Origin of the sequence: Pseudarthrobacter sp. GA104 (assembly GCF_009741265.1) — a bacterium.
In the GTDB taxonomy this organism is placed as follows: Bacteria; Actinomycetota; Actinomycetes; order Actinomycetales; family Micrococcaceae; genus Arthrobacter.
This window is the reverse complement of record NZ_WOWL01000001.1, coordinates 455,150-471,513: the sequence shown is the minus strand read 5'-3', so window position 1 is coordinate 471,513 and position 16,364 is coordinate 455,150. Positions and strand designations below refer to the sequence as shown.

17 protein-coding genes are annotated in these 16,364 nt (G+C 65.6%); 13 read left to right on the top strand and 4 right to left on the bottom strand.

Features of this window, described 5'->3' with window-relative positions; genetic code table 11:
* The first annotated feature begins 98 nt into the window (after positions 1–98).
* The 9 genes from ftsZ (at position 99) to dnaE (ending at position 9,877) form a co-directional block, all read left to right on the top strand.
* Entirely contained in the window at positions 99–1,334 is a 1,236-nt protein-coding gene (gene ftsZ, locus GK109_RS02125) for a cell division protein FtsZ (RefSeq protein ID WP_321215930.1), read from the top strand.
* 8 nt (positions 1,335–1,342) lie between these two features.
* The gene (locus GK109_RS02120) at positions 1,343–2,032 is read left to right on the top strand and encodes a polyphenol oxidase family protein (protein WP_157238505.1); all 690 of its coding nucleotides are present in this window, start codon (positions 1,343–1,345) and stop codon (positions 2,030–2,032) included.
* The gene (locus GK109_RS02115; RefSeq protein ID WP_157238504.1) at positions 2,025–2,795 is read left to right on the top strand and encodes a YggS family pyridoxal phosphate-dependent enzyme; all 771 of its coding nucleotides are present in this window, start codon (positions 2,025–2,027) and stop codon (positions 2,793–2,795) included. Before GK109_RS02120 ends, GK109_RS02115 begins: the two co-directional genes overlap by 8 nt.
* 90 nt (positions 2,796–2,885) lie before the next feature.
* Positions 2,886–3,416 carry a cell division protein SepF gene (locus GK109_RS02110; protein ID WP_104997513.1) on the top strand — a complete coding sequence of 177 codons (531 nt, stop codon included), beginning with the start codon at positions 2,886–2,888 and terminating at the stop codon, positions 3,414–3,416.
* A 120-nt stretch (positions 3,417–3,536) separates the two neighbouring features.
* On the top strand, positions 3,537–3,824 hold the full coding sequence (locus GK109_RS02105) for a YggT family protein (RefSeq protein WP_139028864.1): 288 nt from the start codon (positions 3,537–3,539) through the stop codon (positions 3,822–3,824).
* Between the two features lie 177 nt (positions 3,825–4,001).
* A complete protein-coding gene (locus GK109_RS02100; RefSeq protein WP_157238503.1) occupies positions 4,002–4,688 on the top strand; it encodes a DivIVA domain-containing protein in 687 nt (228 codons plus the stop codon).
* A 91-nt stretch (positions 4,689–4,779) separates the two neighbouring features.
* Positions 4,780–5,352, top strand: coding sequence for a signal peptidase II (lspA, locus tag GK109_RS02095; protein WP_157238502.1), 573 nt, complete (start codon positions 4,780–4,782; stop codon positions 5,350–5,352).
* A gap of 4 nt (positions 5,353–5,356) precedes the next feature.
* Positions 5,357–6,283, top strand: coding sequence for an RluA family pseudouridine synthase (locus tag GK109_RS02090; RefSeq protein WP_157242536.1), 927 nt, complete (start codon positions 5,357–5,359; stop codon positions 6,281–6,283).
* A gap of 36 nt (positions 6,284–6,319) precedes the next feature.
* The gene (dnaE, locus tag GK109_RS02085; RefSeq protein WP_323057384.1) at positions 6,320–9,877 is read left to right on the top strand and encodes a DNA polymerase III subunit alpha; all 3,558 of its coding nucleotides are present in this window, start codon (positions 6,320–6,322) and stop codon (positions 9,875–9,877) included.
* Between the two features lie 58 nt (positions 9,878–9,935).
* Here the strand turns inward: dnaE and GK109_RS02080 are convergent, their stop codons facing one another.
* On the bottom strand, positions 9,936–10,394 hold the full coding sequence (locus GK109_RS02080) for a flavin reductase family protein (protein WP_104999690.1): 459 nt from the start codon (positions 10,392–10,394) through the stop codon (positions 9,936–9,938).
* Between the two features lie 177 nt (positions 10,395–10,571).
* Between GK109_RS02080 and GK109_RS02075 the strand changes: the two genes are divergently transcribed.
* The 3 genes from GK109_RS02075 to nrdR all read left to right on the top strand — a co-directional run bounded on the left by GK109_RS02075 (position 10,572) and on the right by nrdR (position 13,122).
* Positions 10,572–11,108 (top strand): hypothetical protein, encoded by a 537-nt coding sequence (locus GK109_RS02075; protein WP_157238501.1) that lies wholly within the window; start codon positions 10,572–10,574, stop codon positions 11,106–11,108.
* 4 nt (positions 11,109–11,112) lie between these two features.
* Complete coding sequence (gene hisD, locus GK109_RS02070) at positions 11,113–12,480, top strand: histidinol dehydrogenase (RefSeq protein ID WP_370460330.1); 1,368 nt, start codon at positions 11,113–11,115, stop codon at positions 12,478–12,480.
* Positions 12,481–12,618: 138 nt separating this feature from the next.
* Positions 12,619–13,122 (top strand): transcriptional regulator NrdR, encoded by a 504-nt coding sequence (nrdR, locus tag GK109_RS02065; protein ID WP_157238500.1) that lies wholly within the window; start codon positions 12,619–12,621, stop codon positions 13,120–13,122.
* A gap of 99 nt (positions 13,123–13,221) precedes the next feature.
* On the opposite strand, the gene ppgK is transcribed toward nrdR, so the two are convergent.
* Both ppgK and map read right to left on the bottom strand, forming a co-directional pair.
* Positions 13,222–14,025: a polyphosphate--glucose phosphotransferase gene (gene ppgK / locus GK109_RS02060; protein ID WP_157238499.1), complete on the bottom strand. Its 804-nt coding sequence runs from the start codon at positions 14,023–14,025 to the stop codon at positions 13,222–13,224.
* Between the two features lie 130 nt (positions 14,026–14,155).
* Positions 14,156–15,034, bottom strand: a complete 879-nt coding sequence (gene map / locus GK109_RS02055; RefSeq protein ID WP_157238498.1) for a type I methionyl aminopeptidase — start codon at positions 15,032–15,034, stop codon at positions 14,156–14,158.
* Positions 15,035–15,155: 121 nt separating this feature from the next.
* Here map and GK109_RS02050 point away from each other — a divergent pair, with 121 nt between their 5' ends.
* On the top strand, positions 15,156–15,320 hold the full coding sequence (locus GK109_RS02050) for an SPOR domain-containing protein (RefSeq protein WP_120691318.1): 165 nt from the start codon (positions 15,156–15,158) through the stop codon (positions 15,318–15,320).
* A gap of 78 nt (positions 15,321–15,398) precedes the next feature.
* Here GK109_RS02050 and panB read toward each other — a convergent pair whose 3' ends face one another.
* Positions 15,399–16,295 (bottom strand): 3-methyl-2-oxobutanoate hydroxymethyltransferase, encoded by an 897-nt coding sequence (gene panB, locus GK109_RS02045; protein ID WP_157238497.1) that lies wholly within the window; start codon positions 16,293–16,295, stop codon positions 15,399–15,401.
* Positions 16,296–16,364: the final 69 nt, after the last annotated feature.

Below are 16,364 nucleotides of genomic sequence, written 5' to 3'. Positions count from 1 at the left end.
ACTTGACATAACTATAACCTTCAACTCGAAGGTTAAGGTTGCAGGCTTCAAGCTCTCCATCAGTTTTCGCAATAAGACACGAACAAGGGACACGTAACGTGGCAGCTCCGCAGAATTACTTGGCCGTCATCAAAGTCGTCGGCATCGGCGGCGGTGGCGTGAACGCAGTCAACCGCATGATCGAGGTCGGCCTTCGAGGTGTTGAATTCATCGCCATCAATACCGACGCCCAGGCCCTGCTCATGAGCGACGCGGACGTGAAGCTCGACGTCGGACGCGAGCTGACCCGCGGGCTGGGAGCAGGCGCCAACCCCGAGGTGGGGAAGCAGGCCGCCGAGGACCATGCGGACGAGATCGAGGAAGTCCTGCGCGGCGCCGACATGGTCTTCGTGACGGCCGGCGAAGGAGGCGGCACCGGCACCGGCGGCGCTCCCGTCGTCGCCCGCATCGCCCGTTCCCTGGGTGCGCTGACCATTGGCGTGGTCACCCGCCCCTTCACGTTCGAAGGCCGCCGCCGTGCGGGTTCCGCAGAAGCAGGCATCGACGCCCTGCGTGACGAAGTCGACACGCTGATCGTGATTCCCAACGATCGACTCCTGTCCATCAGCGACCGCAACGTTTCCGTGCTGGACGCCTTCCGGTCTGCCGACCAGGTGTTGCTGTCGGGCGTCCAGGGCATTACGGACCTCATCACCACCCCGGGCCTGATCAACCTCGACTTCGCGGACGTCAAGTCCGTTATGCAGGGTGCGGGCTCCGCGCTCATGGGCATCGGCTCCGCGCGCGGCGAGGACCGGGCGGTCAAGGCTGCCGAACTCGCCATCGCGTCCCCGCTGCTGGAGGCCTCGATCGACGGTGCCCACGGCGTCCTGCTGTCCATCCAGGGCGGTTCCGACCTCGGCCTGTTCGAGATCAACGAGGCCGCGCGGCTGGTGCAGGAAGTTGCCCACCCGGAGGCAAACATCATTTTCGGCGCCGTGATCGACGACGCCCTGGGTGACGAGGCCCGGGTGACGGTCATCGCTGCCGGCTTCGACGACGTCAAGGCCACTTCGCCCTCCATGGACCAGTCCCAGCCGCAGGTGGCGCCCCAGCGGCCCGCCGCTCCGGCCGCTGCTCCCGCCCCGTCCCAGGCGCCGTCCGCCGGCAGCCACCAGGCGCACGTCCAGCCTGTCCATGCAGGGGTAGGTGCAGGCCTCAGCAACTGGGGGCAGCAGCGCCCGTCCGCCGTTCCGGCTGACTCTGGCTTCGATGTGGACCTTCCCTCCGTGGTGGAACCTGACCTGACCGGCAGCCACTCGGATGACCTGGATGTCCCCGACTTCCTGAAGTAGGCCGCGGCTTGTTCCATTGGCGCGCCGAGATCCTGCCCGGGGTGTCTGCGGCGTTCACTGACACCGGTGCCGGAAACCTCGCACTCCACGTGGGCGACGACCCCCTGGCAGTGCGGCGGCGCCGTGAACAGCTGGAGGCTGCCACGGGTATCGGGCCTGACGGCCTGCGGTTCATGAACCAGGTTCACGGAACTGCCGTTGCCGTGATGGAGCACGCCAGCGTGGCTCCGCAGGCCGACGCCATGGTTTCGCGCGGGCTGCCGCTCGCGGTGATGGTGGCCGACTGCATTCCGGTCCTCCTCGCCGGCGAGTCCGCCGACGGTCCCGTCCTGGCCGCCGTGCACGCGGGGCGGCCAGGCGTGGCCAACGGCGTTATCCCCGCGGCCGTGGACAGCATGAGGTCCTTGGGAGCTTCGGGCATAAAAGCCTGGCTTGGGCCATCCATCTGCGGCAGCTGCTACGAGGTTCCTACGGCACTGCGGGATGAGGTGGCCGCCCTTGTGCCCGCGACGCGGTCCACCACGTCCTGGGGTACGCCGGCACTGGACCTGCCGGCCGGCGCCCGGAGCCAGCTGGGGCGCGCCGGGGTAGACGTGGAGTACGCCGGTCCGTGCACCTTCGAGACGAACTCGCTCTATTCATACCGCCGCGACAGGAACACGGGGCGTTTCGCCGGCTTGGTCTGGTGCCATGGGTGAGCCCTCCGCGAACGGCGGCGAGGCTGGCCGCCGGGATGCGCCCGGCAGGGATCCACGCACCGCAGAGCTGGCCGGCCGGCTGGAAGCGGTCCGCGGCCGGATCGGTGCTGCCGCCGCGGCGGCCGGACGTGGGGACCGGCTGCCCACACTGATTGTTGTCACCAAGTTCCATCCGGTGGAGGACATCCGGCGGCTCGCGTCCCTCGGCGTCACCGACGTCGGGGAAAACCGCGACCAGGAGGCAGCCGGTAAAGCGGAACTCCTGGCCGACTGCGGGCTCACCTGGCACTTTGTGGGACAGGTGCAGACCAAGAAAGCCAAGTCGGTGGTCCGCTATGCCGCCGCCGTCCATTCGGTGGACCGGCCCCAGCTTGTGGATGCCCTGGCCAAGGCCATGCGGATCCAGCAGGACAGCACGGGACGGGCGCCCCTGGACTGCTTCATCCAGGTCAGCCTGGAAGAGGACGCCGGTGCCCACCGGGGCGGCGCCGCCCCGTCCGAGGTGCCGCTGCTGGCCGACCGGATAGCAGCAGAGGAGGGCCTTCGCCTGGCAGGCCTGATGGCCGTGGCCCCGCTTGGCGCTCCGCCCGGGCCCGCCTTCGAGAAGCTTGCCGGGCTTTCGGCCCTGCTGGTTGCACAGCATCCCGGTGCCACCGCCATCTCCGCCGGCATGAGCCAGGATCTTGAAGCCGCCATAGCCTTCGGGGCGACACACCTGCGAATCGGTTCCGATATTCTCGGATCGCGTCCCCCGGTGGGGTAGCGTCGGTCCTATTGGAAGTGATGGGCGGGGGACTCCAGTGCTGTCAAGTCATTGGGCGGCCCGCATACGGGACACGATTAGGAGTCGACCATGGCCGGCGCTCTGCGCAAGACAATGATCTATCTTGGGCTCGCCGACGGCGATGAGCATTACGAGTCCGAGCACCAGTCAACACGTAAGGATGAGGACGAAACTATGGAAGCTGACCGCGAGGAGCGCCGTGCACCTGCACCCGTCCGCGAGGTCAGCCGCGAAGCGTCCTACACCCCCGAAGAGGAATACCGCGCCCCAGTGACTCCCATTAAGCGAGCGGCCTCGAGCCGCGAAGAAACCAGCGGACTTCGCCAGATCACCACAATCCACCCCCGCTCATACAACGATGCCAAGCTCATCGGCGAGAGCTTCCGGGACGGCATTCCGGTGATCATGAACGTTACCGACATGGGCGAGGCCGATGCGAAGCGCCTGGTGGACTTCTCCGCCGGCCTGGTTTTTGGACTCCGCGGGAGCATCGAGCGGGTCACCAACAAGGTCTTCCTGCTGTCGCCGTCATACGTTGAGGTCATCGGCGATGACAAGAAAGCCAGCGAAACACAGGCAAGCTTCTTCAACCAAAGCTGAGCACCAGGCGGTGCGTGGATGCCAGACAGGGACACCTGTCTGGCATCTGTGCTGAAATAGAACGGACACATCGGCAGCACGCCGCGGTGCACATATGGACATGGAGATATGAGTTAAGTCATGGGAATCGCTTTCGGACTTGTCTATCTCGCGCTGCTTCTGTTCTTTGTTGCACTGATCATCCGGCTGGTCTTTGACTGGGTGCAGATGTTTGCGCGGGAGTGGCGCCCGCGGGGCGTAGCCCTGGTGGTGGCCCACGCCGTGTATTCAATCACCGATCCGCCCCTGAAAGTGCTTCGCCGGCTGATCCCGCCCCTGCGTTTGGGCGGCATCTCCCTGGACCTTGGTTTTCTGATCCTCTTCATTGCCGTCAGCATTGCGATGGGGATCACCAGGGGACTTGCCTGATTTACCCGAAATAGACCTAGCAGCGCAGGTGGACCCGTCCGGGAACAGCTACTGTGAAGCGAAGAAAACTCGTGTTTGACACCGCAGTGTTGAATTAGAGTAACCAGACCAAATTTAGGTACCGTAGTTTTGACGGCCGGAAGGCCTACTGACTAACTAGACCAGTGAGGTGACCAGATGGCTTTGACGCCAGAAGACGTTGTCAACAAGCGCTTTCAGCCGACCAAGTTCCGCGAGGGCTACGACCAGGACGAAGTTGATGACTTCCTGGACGAGATCGTTGTTGAGCTCCGCCGCCTGAACCAGGAGAACGACGAACTTCGCAAGAAGCTCGCCGAAGCCGGGTCCAGCGTTCCGGCCAGCTCGGCCGCTTCCCCCGTTGTGGAGAAGGTCCCCGCGCCCGTCAAGGCCGACAAGGATGAGGCACGCGAAAAGGCGGAAGCCGAAGCCAAGGCTGCCGAAGCAGCGAAGAAGAAGGACGTTCAGCCGTCCGCTCCTGCCGCGGCAGCCCCCGCAGTCTCCACCGCGGTCGGAACCCCCTCCGCTGAGTCCGCAGCCGGCCTGCTGGCCATGGCCCAGCAGATGCACGATCGGCACGTCGCCGACGGCCAGGCCCAGAAGGACAAGATCATCGCCGAAGCGCAGATCGAAGCCAGCAGCCTGGTCAACGACGCACAGGAGAAGTCCCGCAAGATCCTTGGCGCCCTCGAGCAGCAGCGCTCCGTCCTGGAGCGCAAGGTTGAACAGCTCCGCGGCTTCGAACGCGACTACCGTTCACGCCTCAAGGCCTACATCGAAGGCCAGCTGCGCGACCTGGATGCCCGCGGTTCCGTTGCTACGCCGGAAGTCAGCGAAGCCAACTAATCCGTCAAGCACGTATTCTGAAAGCCGGTGGCTGAGGATTCCTCGGCCACCGGCTTTTGGCATTGACACCGGTTTTATGAATGAAAGCACCATGACTGACGAACTTGCTGCGGACCCCGCACGCCCTGTCCCACCTGCCCCGCGTCCAGGCCGCGGGGTGCTGCTCTCCGTCTTCGCAGGGTTTGCACTTTTCGCCTACATCCTGGACCAGCTCACCAAGCTGTGGGTGACGTCCAGCATGGTGGAAGGCGAACGGATCCCGGTGCTCCCGCCGCTGCTGCACTGGTACTTCATTCGGAATTCCGGCGCGGCGTTTTCCATCGGAGAGAACGTCACCTGGGTGTTTTCCATCATCATGGCCGGTGTGGCCGTGGCGATTCTCTTCCAGATCCGGAAACTGGGGTCGCTCTGGTGGTCCCTCGCGCTGGGCCTGCTCCTGGGCGGTGCACTGGGCAACCTTACCGACCGGCTCTTCCGGGAACCGTCCTTCGGCATGGGACACGTGGTGGACTTCATCCAGCTTCCCAACTTCGCGATCTTCAACATCGCCGACTCGGCGGTGGTTTCCGCCGTGGCCATCATCTGCATCCTGACACTGCGCGGCATAGCCCTGGATGGCAGCCGGCTCACCGCTGAACGTAAGGACAAGTCCGGCGATGCCTGAAACGATGCCTGAGCGGATTGTCGTTGCCGACGAATACGGAGGAACGCGGGCCGATGCCGGCCTTGCCGGACTCCTGGGCATCTCGCGTTCCCTTGCCGCGTCCCTCCTGGCCGAGGGCCATGTGCAGAGCAAGGGCAAAACGCTGGGCAAGTCGGAAAAGCTGGTTGCGGGCGACGTGCTCCACGTCAGCAGGCCGGAACGGCGTGACCCCCTGGAAGTCGTGGAGGAAGTTGTGGAAGGCCTGAAGATCCTGCTGGATGACGAGGATTTCGTCGTCGTTGACAAGCCGGTGGGCGTTGCCGCCCATCCGTCGCCCGGGTGGGTCGGGCCCACGGTGGTGGGTGGCCTGGCCGGGGCCGGCTACCGCATCTCCACCTCCGGATCGCCGGAGCGGGCGGGCATCGTGCACCGGCTGGACGTCGGAACGTCGGGTGTCATGGTGGTGGCAAAGTCCGAGCGCGCCTACACGGCCCTGAAGCGGGCCTTCAAGGAACGAACGGTGGACAAGGTCTACCACGCCGTTGTCCAGGGCCTTCCGGATCCGCTGGCGGGAACCATTGATGCACCCATCGGCCGGCATCCGGGGCATGACTGGCGCTTCGCGGTCATCGAGGACGGACGCCACTCCGTCACGCACTATGAAGTGATTGAAGCCTTCGGCAAAGCCAGCCTGGTGGAAGTCCACCTGGAAACGGGCCGCACTCACCAGATCCGCGTGCACTTTTCCGCGCTGCGGCATCCCTGTGCCGGAGACCTGACCTACGGTGCCGATCCGCGGCTTGCTGCCACCCTTGGCCTGACGCGGCAGTGGCTGCATGCCCGCGAACTGGGATTCGAGCACCCGGTGACGGGGGAGCCCGTCCGGGTCACCAGTGATTATCCGCAGGACCTCGCGTTTGCCCTGGAAGTGCTCGCGTCCGGGCAGGCCTGACGCAGGCCAGCCACACCCGGCGCATAGAATAGTGCGGTGACTTCCAGCAACGACTCGTTTGTCCATCTCCACAACCACACCGAGTATTCGATGCTGGACGGCGCCGCCAGGCTCGGCGAGCTGTTCGATGAGACGGAGCGGCTGGGCATGCCGGCCCTCGCCACCACGGACCACGGCTATCTCTTCGGGGCCTTCGACTTCTGGAAAAAGGCCACCGACAAAGGGATCAAGCCGATCATCGGCGTCGAAGCCTACGTGACTCCGGGAACTGCCCGCGGCGACAAGAGCCGCGTGCGCTGGGGTGAGGAACACCAGCGCAAGGACGATATTTCCGGCGGCGGCTCCTACACCCACATGACCCTGCTCAGCTACAACAACGCAGGCATGCGGAACCTGTTCCGGGCGTCCTCCATCGCCTCGCTGGATGCAGTCTTCGGCAAATGGCCGCGCCTGGACCGGGAGCTGCTGAACACCTACTCGGAGGGCCTGATCGCCACCACGGGCTGCCCGTCCGGTGAAATCCAGACGCGGCTGCGGCTGGGCCAGTACCGCGAGGCGCTCGAGGCCGCAGCCGAGTTCCGGGACATTTTCGGGGCGGAGAACTACTTCTGCGAACTCATGGACCACGGGCTGGACATCGAGCGGCGCGTCACCGGGGACCTGCTGCGGCTCGCCAAGGAGCTGAACCTCCCCCTGGTGGCCACCAACGACCTCCACTACACCCACGAGCACGATGCCAAGGCCCACGAGGCCCTGCTGGCCATCCAGTCCGGTTCAACCCTCCTGGAACCCACGTACGACAACGGCGGGTCCCGCTTCGCCTTCTCCGGCAGCGGCTACTACCTGAAGTCGCCCCGGGAAATGCGGGAACTGTTCCGCGACCACCCCGACGCATGCGACAACACCCTCCTGATCGCCGAACGCTGCGAAGTGTCCTTCAACACCGGGGCCAACTACATGCCGCGGTTCCCCTGCCCGCCGGGCGAGGATGAAACGTCCTGGCTGGTCAAGGAAGTGGCCAAGGGACTTGAGTACCGGTATCCGGGCGGCGTCCCGGACAACGTCCGCGCCCAGGCCGACTACGAACTGGGCGTCATCACCTCCATGGGTTTCCCCGGCTACTTCCTGGTGGTGGCGGACTTCATCAACTGGGCCAAGAACAACGGCATCAGGGTTGGCCCCGGCCGTGGTTCCGGCGCCGGCTCCATGGTGGCCTACGCCATGCGCATCACCGACCTGGACCCCCTGCGCCACGGCCTGATCTTCGAACGGTTCCTGAACCCGGACCGCGTCTCCATGCCCGACTTCGACGTCGACTTCGATGACCGGCGCCGCTCCGAAGTCATCGACTACGTGACCCGGAAGTACGGCGACGAACGCGTGGCCATGATCGTCACGTACGGCACCATCAAGACCAAGCAGGCCCTGAAGGACTCCTCGCGCGTGCTGGGCTACCCGTTCAGCATGGGTGAAACGCTCACCAAGGCCCTGCCGCCGGCGGTGATGGCCAAGGACATCCCGCTGGCGGACATCCAGAACCCGGAGGCCAAGCGCTACGGCGAAGCGGGCGACTTCCGCCAGCTCATCAGCACGGACCCCGAAGCTGCGAAAGTCTTTGAGACCGCGCTGGGCATCGAGGGCCTGAAACGGCAGTGGGGCGTGCACGCAGCCGGCGTCATCATGTCCTCGGATCCGATCATCGATGTCATTCCCATCATGCGCCGGATCCAGGACGGCCAGGTCATTACCCAGTTCGACTACCCCACATGTGAGGGCCTCGGCCTGATCAAGATGGACTTCCTGGGCCTGCGGAACCTGACGATCATTTCCGACGCCCTGGAAAACATCAAGATGAACCGCGGCATCGACCTGGACCTGGAAAACCTGGAACTCGACGACGCCCCTTCCTATGAGCTGCTGGCCCGCGGCGACACGCTGGGCGTCTTCCAGCTCGACGGCGGACCCATGCGGTCCCTGCTCAAGCTGATGAAGCCTGACAACTTTGAAGACATTTCCGCCGTGCTTGCCCTGTACCGGCCGGGCCCCATGGGCGCGAACGCCCACACGGACTATGCGCTGCGGAAGAACGGGATCCAGGAAGTCATTCCCATCCACCCGGAACTGAAGGAACCCCTTGCGGAGATCCTGGGCGGAACGTACGGCTTGATCGTGTACCAGGAACAGGTTATGGCGGTCGCCCAGAAGCTGGCCGGCTACTCGCTGGGCCAGGCAGACATCCTCCGCCGCGCCATGGGCAAGAAGAAGAAATCGGAACTGGACAAGCAGTTCGCCGGTTTCTCCCAGGGCATGCAGGACAACGGGTACTCCATGGAAGCAGTGAAAACCCTCTGGGACATCCTGCTTCCCTTCTCCGACTACGCCTTCAACAAGGCACACTCGGCCGCCTACGGCGTCATTTCCTACTGGACCGCGTACCTCAAGGCGCACTACGCGCCGGAGTACATGGCCGCGCTCCTGACCTCGGTGGGTGATGACAAGGACAAGTCGGCGATCTACCTCAACGAATGCCGGCGCATGGGCATCACCGTGCTGCCGCCGGATGTGAACGAGTCCGCGCTGAACTTCACCCCGGTGGGCAACGACATCCGCTTCGGCATGGGCGCCATCCGCAACGTCGGCGTCAACGTGGTGGAGGCCATGGTGGCTGCCCGCGAAAGCGAGGGCGCGTTTACGTCGTTCAAGGACTATCTGATGAAGGTCCCCGCCGTGGTCTGCAACAAGCGGACCATTGAATCGCTGATCAAGTCCGGCGCCTTCGACTCGCTGGGCCACCACCGCCGGGCCCTGGCCATGATCCACGAAGAGGCCATCGACTCCGTCATCACGCTCAAGCGGAACGAAGCGATCGGACAGTTCGACCTCTTCGCAGGGTTCGACGAAGCCGAATCCGAGTCATCCCTGAGCATCGAGATCCCGGACCTGCCGGAGTGGGAGAAGAAGGACAAACTCTCCTTCGAACGGGACATGCTGGGACTCTACGTTTCGGACCACCCCCTGCAGGGCCTCGAAGGGCTGCTGAGCCAGCATGCGGAGATGAGCATCACCTCCGTCCTGGGCGAAGACGGACCGCAGGATGGCGCGATCATCACCATCGCCGGCATGATCACGTCGCTGAGCAGGCGCATCGCCAAGGCCAGCGGCAACGCCTACGCCAGGGCCGAAGTGGAGGACCTGGGCGGCTCGATGGAAGTCATGTTCTTCGGCCAGGTCTACGGCCCCATCGCATCTGTCCTCGCCGAGGACCTGATCGTGGTGGTCAAGGGGCGCCTGCAAAAGCGCGACGACGGCGCCATCACCCTGAACTGCATGGAACTGTCCGTTCCGGACCTCAGCGAGGGGCTCAACGGCCCGCTGGTGATCACCATGCCCACCTACAAGGCCACGGAAGCGGTGGTCACCGAACTGGGTGACGTCCTCCGTACCCACCGCGGGAACTCCGAAGTGCGGCTGCACCTGCAGGGTGACACCCGGACGGAGATCATGGGCCTGCCGGTCCACCTGCGCGTGAACCCCAGCCCGTCCCTGTTCGGCGACCTGAAAGTGCTCCTCGGGCCCGCCTGCCTGGACGCCTGACGGAGGCTTGGACGACGGCGGGCGGCAAGTACCGCCGTCGTCGTCCGGAGCTAGTGCCTCAGATCTCGTAATCCAGCGGGACCGGCTGGCCGTACGCCCCGCCGTGGTACAACAGGGGAGAGCCGTCCCCGCCCACCTGCCCGTCCACCACCTGGACCACAACAACGGCGTTGTTTTCGAAGGACAGGCGCATCTGCACTTCGCCGATCAGCCAACCGGCTACGCCCTTAAGCACCGGCACGCCGTGCGGACCCACCTCCCAGTGGTCCCCCTCAAAGCGGTTGCCGGCACCGGCAAACCTGTCAGCGAGCTGCTGGTTCTCCAGGCCCAGCATATGGACCCCCAGGTAGGTGGTGTTTGCCACGGCCGGCCACGACCGTGAGCTGCGGGCCATGTTGAAGGTGAAGCGCGGCGGCTGCGCGGAAAGCGAGGCAACCGAGGTGGCGGTGAAACCGTAGGGCTGGTCCTGGTAGTTCACCGTGATGATGGCGACGCCGGCGGCATGGCGCCGGAACATCTCCTTGAACGTCCGTTCGAACGGAACGTCAGCTGTTGTCACGGAAACTCCTGGTGGGCTGGATGGTTTGGTATTTATGTTCTCCTTCAAGGGTATGGGTCCGGCGCGCCGGTGGAGAATCCCCTGGAGCCCGCGCACGGCGGCTATCCTGCCGGAACATTTGTTAAGGTTTGTTGCATGACGAAAGCCACCCGCCGCACGCGCCCGCGGCTGTCCTGGGCGTTGTTCGCGGTCCCTGCAGCGGCGGGTGTCCCGGTGGGCATCCTGTGGTGGCTCCTGGCTCCTGGCGGCCTCAACCTGGTCACCCGGGATCCGGCCCTCTCCAGCGGCACCAATCCGGTTGTCTGGCTCCCGCGGGACCTGACGCTGGCCGGCCTGCTGGTCCTTGCCGGGTGCCTCCTGGCCGTTTTCCTGGCGGACCGGAAGCGCGCGGATCCGCAGGCGGACCTCCTGATGGGCCTGGCTGGTGCCCTGTGCGGCGCAGTGGTCGCCTGGCAGGCGGGGCTCCTCAGCGCGCAGTTATGGGCGCCCGCCGTCGATGCCTCGGCGAATGCCAGCATCGCTTTTTCACTGCGCGCCTGGCCGGTGCTGCTCCTGTGGCCCGCCGCCGCGGCCGTGTCCGTTTTCGCGCTGGAGCTTCTTAACCTCCTGGGCGGGAAGTCCGACGACGGCACCCACCAGTCGCGGCACGCTGCGGCGGGGCCCGTAAAATAGACCAGTGACCATTTCTTCGGAGAATCCCGCCAGCCCAGCCGCCGCCGTCGTAAACTTCCGCACCGTTGACCTGCGCGGCCAAAGCCTGACCCTCGCCGGCTTGCGCGCCGCTGTCCCGCGCGCCCAGGGCCAGACCGTGGCGGACGCTGAAGAAAAGGTCCTGGACATCATTGCGGCCGTCCGGCGGGGCGGCTTCGAGGCACTGGGAGAACTGGCCCTTCGCTTCGACGGCGTGCAGCAGCGCCACCCGCTGGTTCCGCAGGAGGTCCTGGCCGCCGCGCTCGAGGAACTCGAGCCGTCCGTCCGCAGCGCACTGGAGGAGTCCATCAGCCGCGCACGGCGCTTCGCCGACGGCCAGCGTCCCCGGAACATCGAGGTCCAGCTCGGCGACGGGGCCGTGGTGGCGCAGAACTGGGTGCCGGTTGCGAGGGTGGGACTCTACGTCCCCGGCGGCCTCGCCGTCTACCCGTCCTCCGTGATCATGAACGTTGTTCCGGCCCTCGCTGCAGGGGTGCGCTCGATTGCCCTGGCCTCGCCTCCGCAGAAGGAGTTCGCAGGACTGCCGCACCCCACCATCCTTGCCGCCGCCGCACTGCTGGGAATCACCGAGGTGTATGCCATCGGCGGCGCCCAGGCCATCGCCGCGTTCGCCTACGGTGTTGAGGCAACGGATGCCGGCCCGGCGCTGGAGCCGGTGGATGTGGTGACCGGGCCGGGCAATATTTTCGTTGCCACCGCCAAGCGCCTGGTCAAGGGCGTCGTGGGGATCGATTCGGAGGCCGGCACTACGGAGATCGCCATCCTGGCAGACTCGACGGCCCGGCCGGCCCTCGTGGCCGCCGACCTCATCAGCCAGGCTGAGCACGACCCCAAGGCGGCTTCGGTGCTGATCACCGATTCCGAGGACCTCGCCACGGCGGTCCGCGCCGAACTCGGCCGCCAGGCGGCGGCAACCAAGCACTCGGCGCGCGTCCTCGAAGCGCTGTCCGGCCCGCAGTCCGGGGTGGTGCTGGTGGACAACCTGGAGCAGGGCATCGCCGCCTGCGACGCCTATGCGGCCGAGCACCTGGAGATCATGACCCGGGACGCCGCCGGCGTCGCCGTCAGGATCCGGAACGCCGGCGCCATCTTTGTGGGCGACTACAGCCCCGTCAGCCTGGGGGACTACTGCGCGGGGTCCAACCACGTCCTCCCCACCAGCGGCACCGCCGCTTTCTCATCCGGCCTGAACGTCACCACGTTCCTGCGGGCCATCCAGGTGGTCAACTACAGCCGGGACGCGCTGGCCGAGGTCAGCGGGCACATCGTCAGCCTGTCCGGCGCGGAGGACCTTCCCGCGCACGGGGAAGCAGTGACGGCCAGGTTCGCCTGAAAAACCCCCAGGAACCGATATCTAGTAGCCCCAACCACAACATGTAGTATTACACGCTTGTTATTAGCGGTCCCCAGGACATAAAATGGAGGCGCTGAAGTTGCGCCTGCACTGGCGCCTGGGAAGGAGGGTGGCACTATGTACTGTCCGTTCTGCCGCAACCCGGACTCCCGGGTAGTGGACAGCCGCATGGCGGATGACGGTTCAGCCATCCGCCGGCGCCGCCAGTGCCCGGAATGCGGCCGGAGATTCACCACGGTGGAAACCACCAGCCTTTCCGTGATCAAGCGGTCCGGCGTGGGGGAGCCCTTCAGCCGCAGCAAGGTGATCAACGGAGTACGGAAGGCCTGCCAAGGGCGGCCCGTCAGCGAAGACGACCTCGCGCTGCTGGCGCAGGAGGTCGAAGAGCAGATCCGTTCCTCTGGCGCTGCCGAGATCGACGCCCACGAGGTGGGCCTGGTCATCCTCGGGCCGCTGCAGAAGCTTGACAAGGTCGCCTACCTGCGGTTTGCCAGCGTCTACCAGGCTTTCGAATCCCTTGAGGACTTCGAAACCGCTATCGCCCTGCTCCGGCAGGAAGAGGATGGCGCCCCGGGAATTGCCGCGAAGGGCGCGAAGAGCTCCGAGAAGAGCCCCCTGTAATCTCCGGTGGCGGCAGCGGAGGGGAAGCCGCAGCCGCCACCGAAGGACTGAGCCGTGCCGCCGTCGACTGCCGGGCAGTTGGCGGCGGCACGGCTTTTGCTATTTTGCGAGCTTGTGCTTCAGGGCGATTTCGATGGCGGCACCTACGATGCCGGCCTCGTTGCGAAGGACCGCCGGCACGATGGGGGTCCGGAGCCGAAGGTTGGGCAGGTACTCGTCGGCACGCTTGGAGATGCCGCCGCCCACAATGAACAGTTCGGGCGAGAACAGGAATTCGACGTGGGAGAAGTAGCGCTGCAGCAGGACACTGTATTCGTCCCAGGACAGCCCGTCGCGTTCCCGTGCCACCGCCGAGGCTTTGGATTCGGCGTCGTGGCCGTCGATTTCCAGGTGTCCCAGTTCAGCATTGGGGACCAGCTTGCCATCGAAGATAAAGGCCGAACCGATTCCTGTGCCCAGGGTGATCACCAGGACGGTGCCCTTGACGCCGGCCCCGGCGCCGTAGCGGGCTTCCGCCAGCCCGGCAGCGTCGGCGTCGTTGATGACCTCCACCGGCCGGCCCAGCCGGGCGGTCAGGAGCGCGTCGATGTCCGTGTTGAGCCAGCTCTTGTCCACGTTGGCCGCGGAGTGCACCACGCCGTGCTGGATGATGCCGGGGAAGGTCACGCCCACGGGCGAGCCGGCGGCCGGGGCCTCGGGCCGGGCAGAAAGCTCGGAAACCACCAGCGCCACGGCCTCGGCAACGGATTCCGGGGTAGCCGGCTGGGGGGTGGGGACCCGGAACCGTTCACCCAGCAGTTTGCCCTTCTTCAAGTCGACGATGCCGCCCTTGATTCCGGTGCCACCGATGTCGATGCCGATCAGGGGGGCGTTCTTGTTCGACTTTTCGTCATTCTTGGCCAATGGGTATCCGTTCGTGGCAGAGGCGGGCAGGGTAGGAGCGGCCGGAAAGCCGCCTGGGATTGGTGTCCGGTCAGGAACCGGGGAGGGCGTGCAGCGATCAGTACATCAGGCTGGAGGCCAGGTGAACAGGCTACGGCAGGGTCAGGATCTCCGCACCGGAGTCCGTCACCAGCAGGGTGTGCTCGAATTGGGCAGTGCGCTTCCGGTCCTTCGTGACCACTGTCCAGTCATCCGCCCACATGTCCCACTCCACGGTGCCGAGCGTCAGCATCGGCTCGATGGTGAAGACCATGCCGGCCTCGATCACCGTGTTGTAGGCCGGGGCGGCGTCGTAGTGCGGAATGATGAGCCCTGTGTGGAAGGCTTCACCCACGCCGTGGCCGGTGAAATCCCGCACAACACCGTAGCCGAAGCGCTTGGCGTAGGACTGGATGGCGCGGCCGATCACGTTGATTTCCCGGCCCGGTGCCACTGCCTTGATGGCCCGGTTCAGCGACTCCTGTGTCCGTTCCACCAGCAGCCGGGATTCCTCGTCCACATCGCCCACCAGGAAGGTGTAGTTGGTGTCTCCGTGGACACCGTTGATGAAGGCGGTGATGTCGATGTTGAGGATGTCGCCGTCGTGGACCACGGTGCTGTCCGGGATGCCGTGGCAAATGACCTCGTTCAGGGACGCGCACAGCGACTTGGGGAAGCCCCGGTAGCCCAGGGTGGAAGGGTAGGCGTGGTGGTCAAGGAGGAACTCGTGGCCCACCTTGTCCAGCTGGTCCGTGGTGACGCCCGGCTGGATGTGTTTGCCCACTTCCACGATGGCCTGGGCGGCGATCTTCGAAGCTACCCGGATCTTTTCGATCGTTTCGGGGGATTTGACCTCGGAGCCGGTGAACTTTGCCGGGGCAGGCTTGCCCACGTACTCCGGCCGGGGGATGGACGCCGGGACGGGACGCTGCGGACCTATGGTCCCCGGGGTGAGGGTGCCGATGGGTGCAGTCGAGGCAAGGGAAGGCATAGATTGATCATATAAGGCACTGCAGAACGCCAAACAACCGGAAGCCGCGCGGGACCTGCGAAAGAATCTACGTTACGCGGATCACGCCGCTGCTTCCCCGCCGCCGGAACGAGGAGCAACGATGACTGAGTACTGGTACAACGTCAGGACGCATGAGATCGAAGAGGACCGGCTGTCCGACTGGAGCCAGCTGATCGGGCCTTACAAGACGCGGGAAGAAGCCGAACACGCCCTTGAAAAGGTCCGTGCCCGCAACGAGGCGTGGGAAAAGGACGACGACGACTGACCGCGGGGATGGCAGGCCCGCCTGGTGCGGGCGTGCGTTGCCGGCGGCCGGCCGCCCGGCGGTGGAACCTGTCCGGCGCTAGAACGAGTGTTCAGGACCGGGGAACCGGCCGGACCTGACGTCCTCGGCGTAGGCAGTGGCCGCATCCATCAGCGTGCTCCGCAGGTCCGCGTACTGCTTGACGAACTTGGCCATCCGGCCGCCCCGAAGCCCCGCCATGTCCTGCCAGACGAGCACCTGCCCGGTTGTTTCCTTGCCGGCGCCTATCCCTACGGTGGGAACGGAGACCGCCGCATCCACTGCGGCCGCCGTTTCGGCCGGAACCATTTCCATCAGCACGCTGAAGGCCCCCGCATCAGCCAGCGCGACGGCGTCGTCAATCAACCGCTGTGCGTCGCCGCCGCGGCCCTGGACGCGATACCCGCCCAGTGCGTGCTCGCTCTGGGGGGTGAAGCCGATGTGCGCCATCACCGGAATGCCGGCCTGCACCATGGCTTTTACGGTGGGGGCATAGTATTTGCCGCCCTCGATCTTCACGGCGTGCGCCAGGCCTTCCTTGAGGAACCGGACACCCGCGGCCACGGCCTGCTCAGGGGAAACCTCGTAGCTTCCAAACGGCAGGTCGGCCACGATCAGCGCGCGCTTGGCGGACCGCGCCACCGCCCGGCACAGCGGGAGCAGCTCGTCCACGGTCACCGGAAGGCTTGTTTCGTTGCCGAAGACGTTGTTCGACGCCGAGTCGCCCACGAGGAGCACCTCGATGCCGGCAGCGTCGAAGATCTCCGCCGTGTACTGCTCATAGGCGGTGAGCATCGCGAACCTGGTCCCGTCCCTCTTGGCCTGCTGGAGGTGGTGGATGCGGACCTTGGCGGGCTTCCGTTCCGAAGCGGACGCAGCCGCCTGCCCGGGCCCGCTGCCGTAGGGGGCGGGGACGTCGGCGGACATGCTGGAGTCGGAGCTGTTGCTTGAGGCCATGGCACGAGCGTAGTGCGGTACCGGCCGTCCTAGCTACCGGCGGTCATCGCCCCCGGTGGTGATAAGCGT

Coding starts and splice junctions, on each gene's coding strand:
- GK109_RS02105 (WP_139028864.1), top strand. CDS start 3,537: ATGGGAATCGCTTTCGGACTTGTCTATCTCGCGCTGCTTCTGTTCTTT.
- GK109_RS02075 (WP_157238501.1), top strand. CDS start 10,572: ATGACGAAAGCCACCCGCCGCACGCGCCCGCGGCTGTCCTGGGCGTTG.
- GK109_RS02115 (WP_157238504.1), top strand. CDS start 2,025: ATGGGTGAGCCCTCCGCGAACGGCGGCGAGGCTGGCCGCCGGGATGCG.
- nrdR (WP_157238500.1), top strand. CDS start 12,619: ATGTACTGTCCGTTCTGCCGCAACCCGGACTCCCGGGTAGTGGACAGC.
- GK109_RS02050 (WP_120691318.1), top strand. CDS start 15,156: ATGACTGAGTACTGGTACAACGTCAGGACGCATGAGATCGAAGAGGAC.
- GK109_RS02080 (WP_104999690.1), bottom strand. CDS start 10,394: ATGTTCCGGCGCCATGCCGCCGGCGTCGCCATCATCACGGTGAACTAC.
- GK109_RS02090 (WP_157242536.1), top strand. CDS start 5,357: ATGCCTGAGCGGATTGTCGTTGCCGACGAATACGGAGGAACGCGGGCC.
- map (WP_157238498.1), bottom strand. CDS start 15,034: ATGCCTTCCCTTGCCTCGACTGCACCCATCGGCACCCTCACCCCGGGG.
- GK109_RS02100 (WP_157238503.1), top strand. CDS start 4,002: ATGGCTTTGACGCCAGAAGACGTTGTCAACAAGCGCTTTCAGCCGACC.
- lspA (WP_157238502.1), top strand. CDS start 4,780: ATGACTGACGAACTTGCTGCGGACCCCGCACGCCCTGTCCCACCTGCC.
- GK109_RS02110 (WP_104997513.1), top strand. CDS start 2,886: ATGGCCGGCGCTCTGCGCAAGACAATGATCTATCTTGGGCTCGCCGAC.
- panB (WP_157238497.1), bottom strand. CDS start 16,295: ATGGCCTCAAGCAACAGCTCCGACTCCAGCATGTCCGCCGACGTCCCC.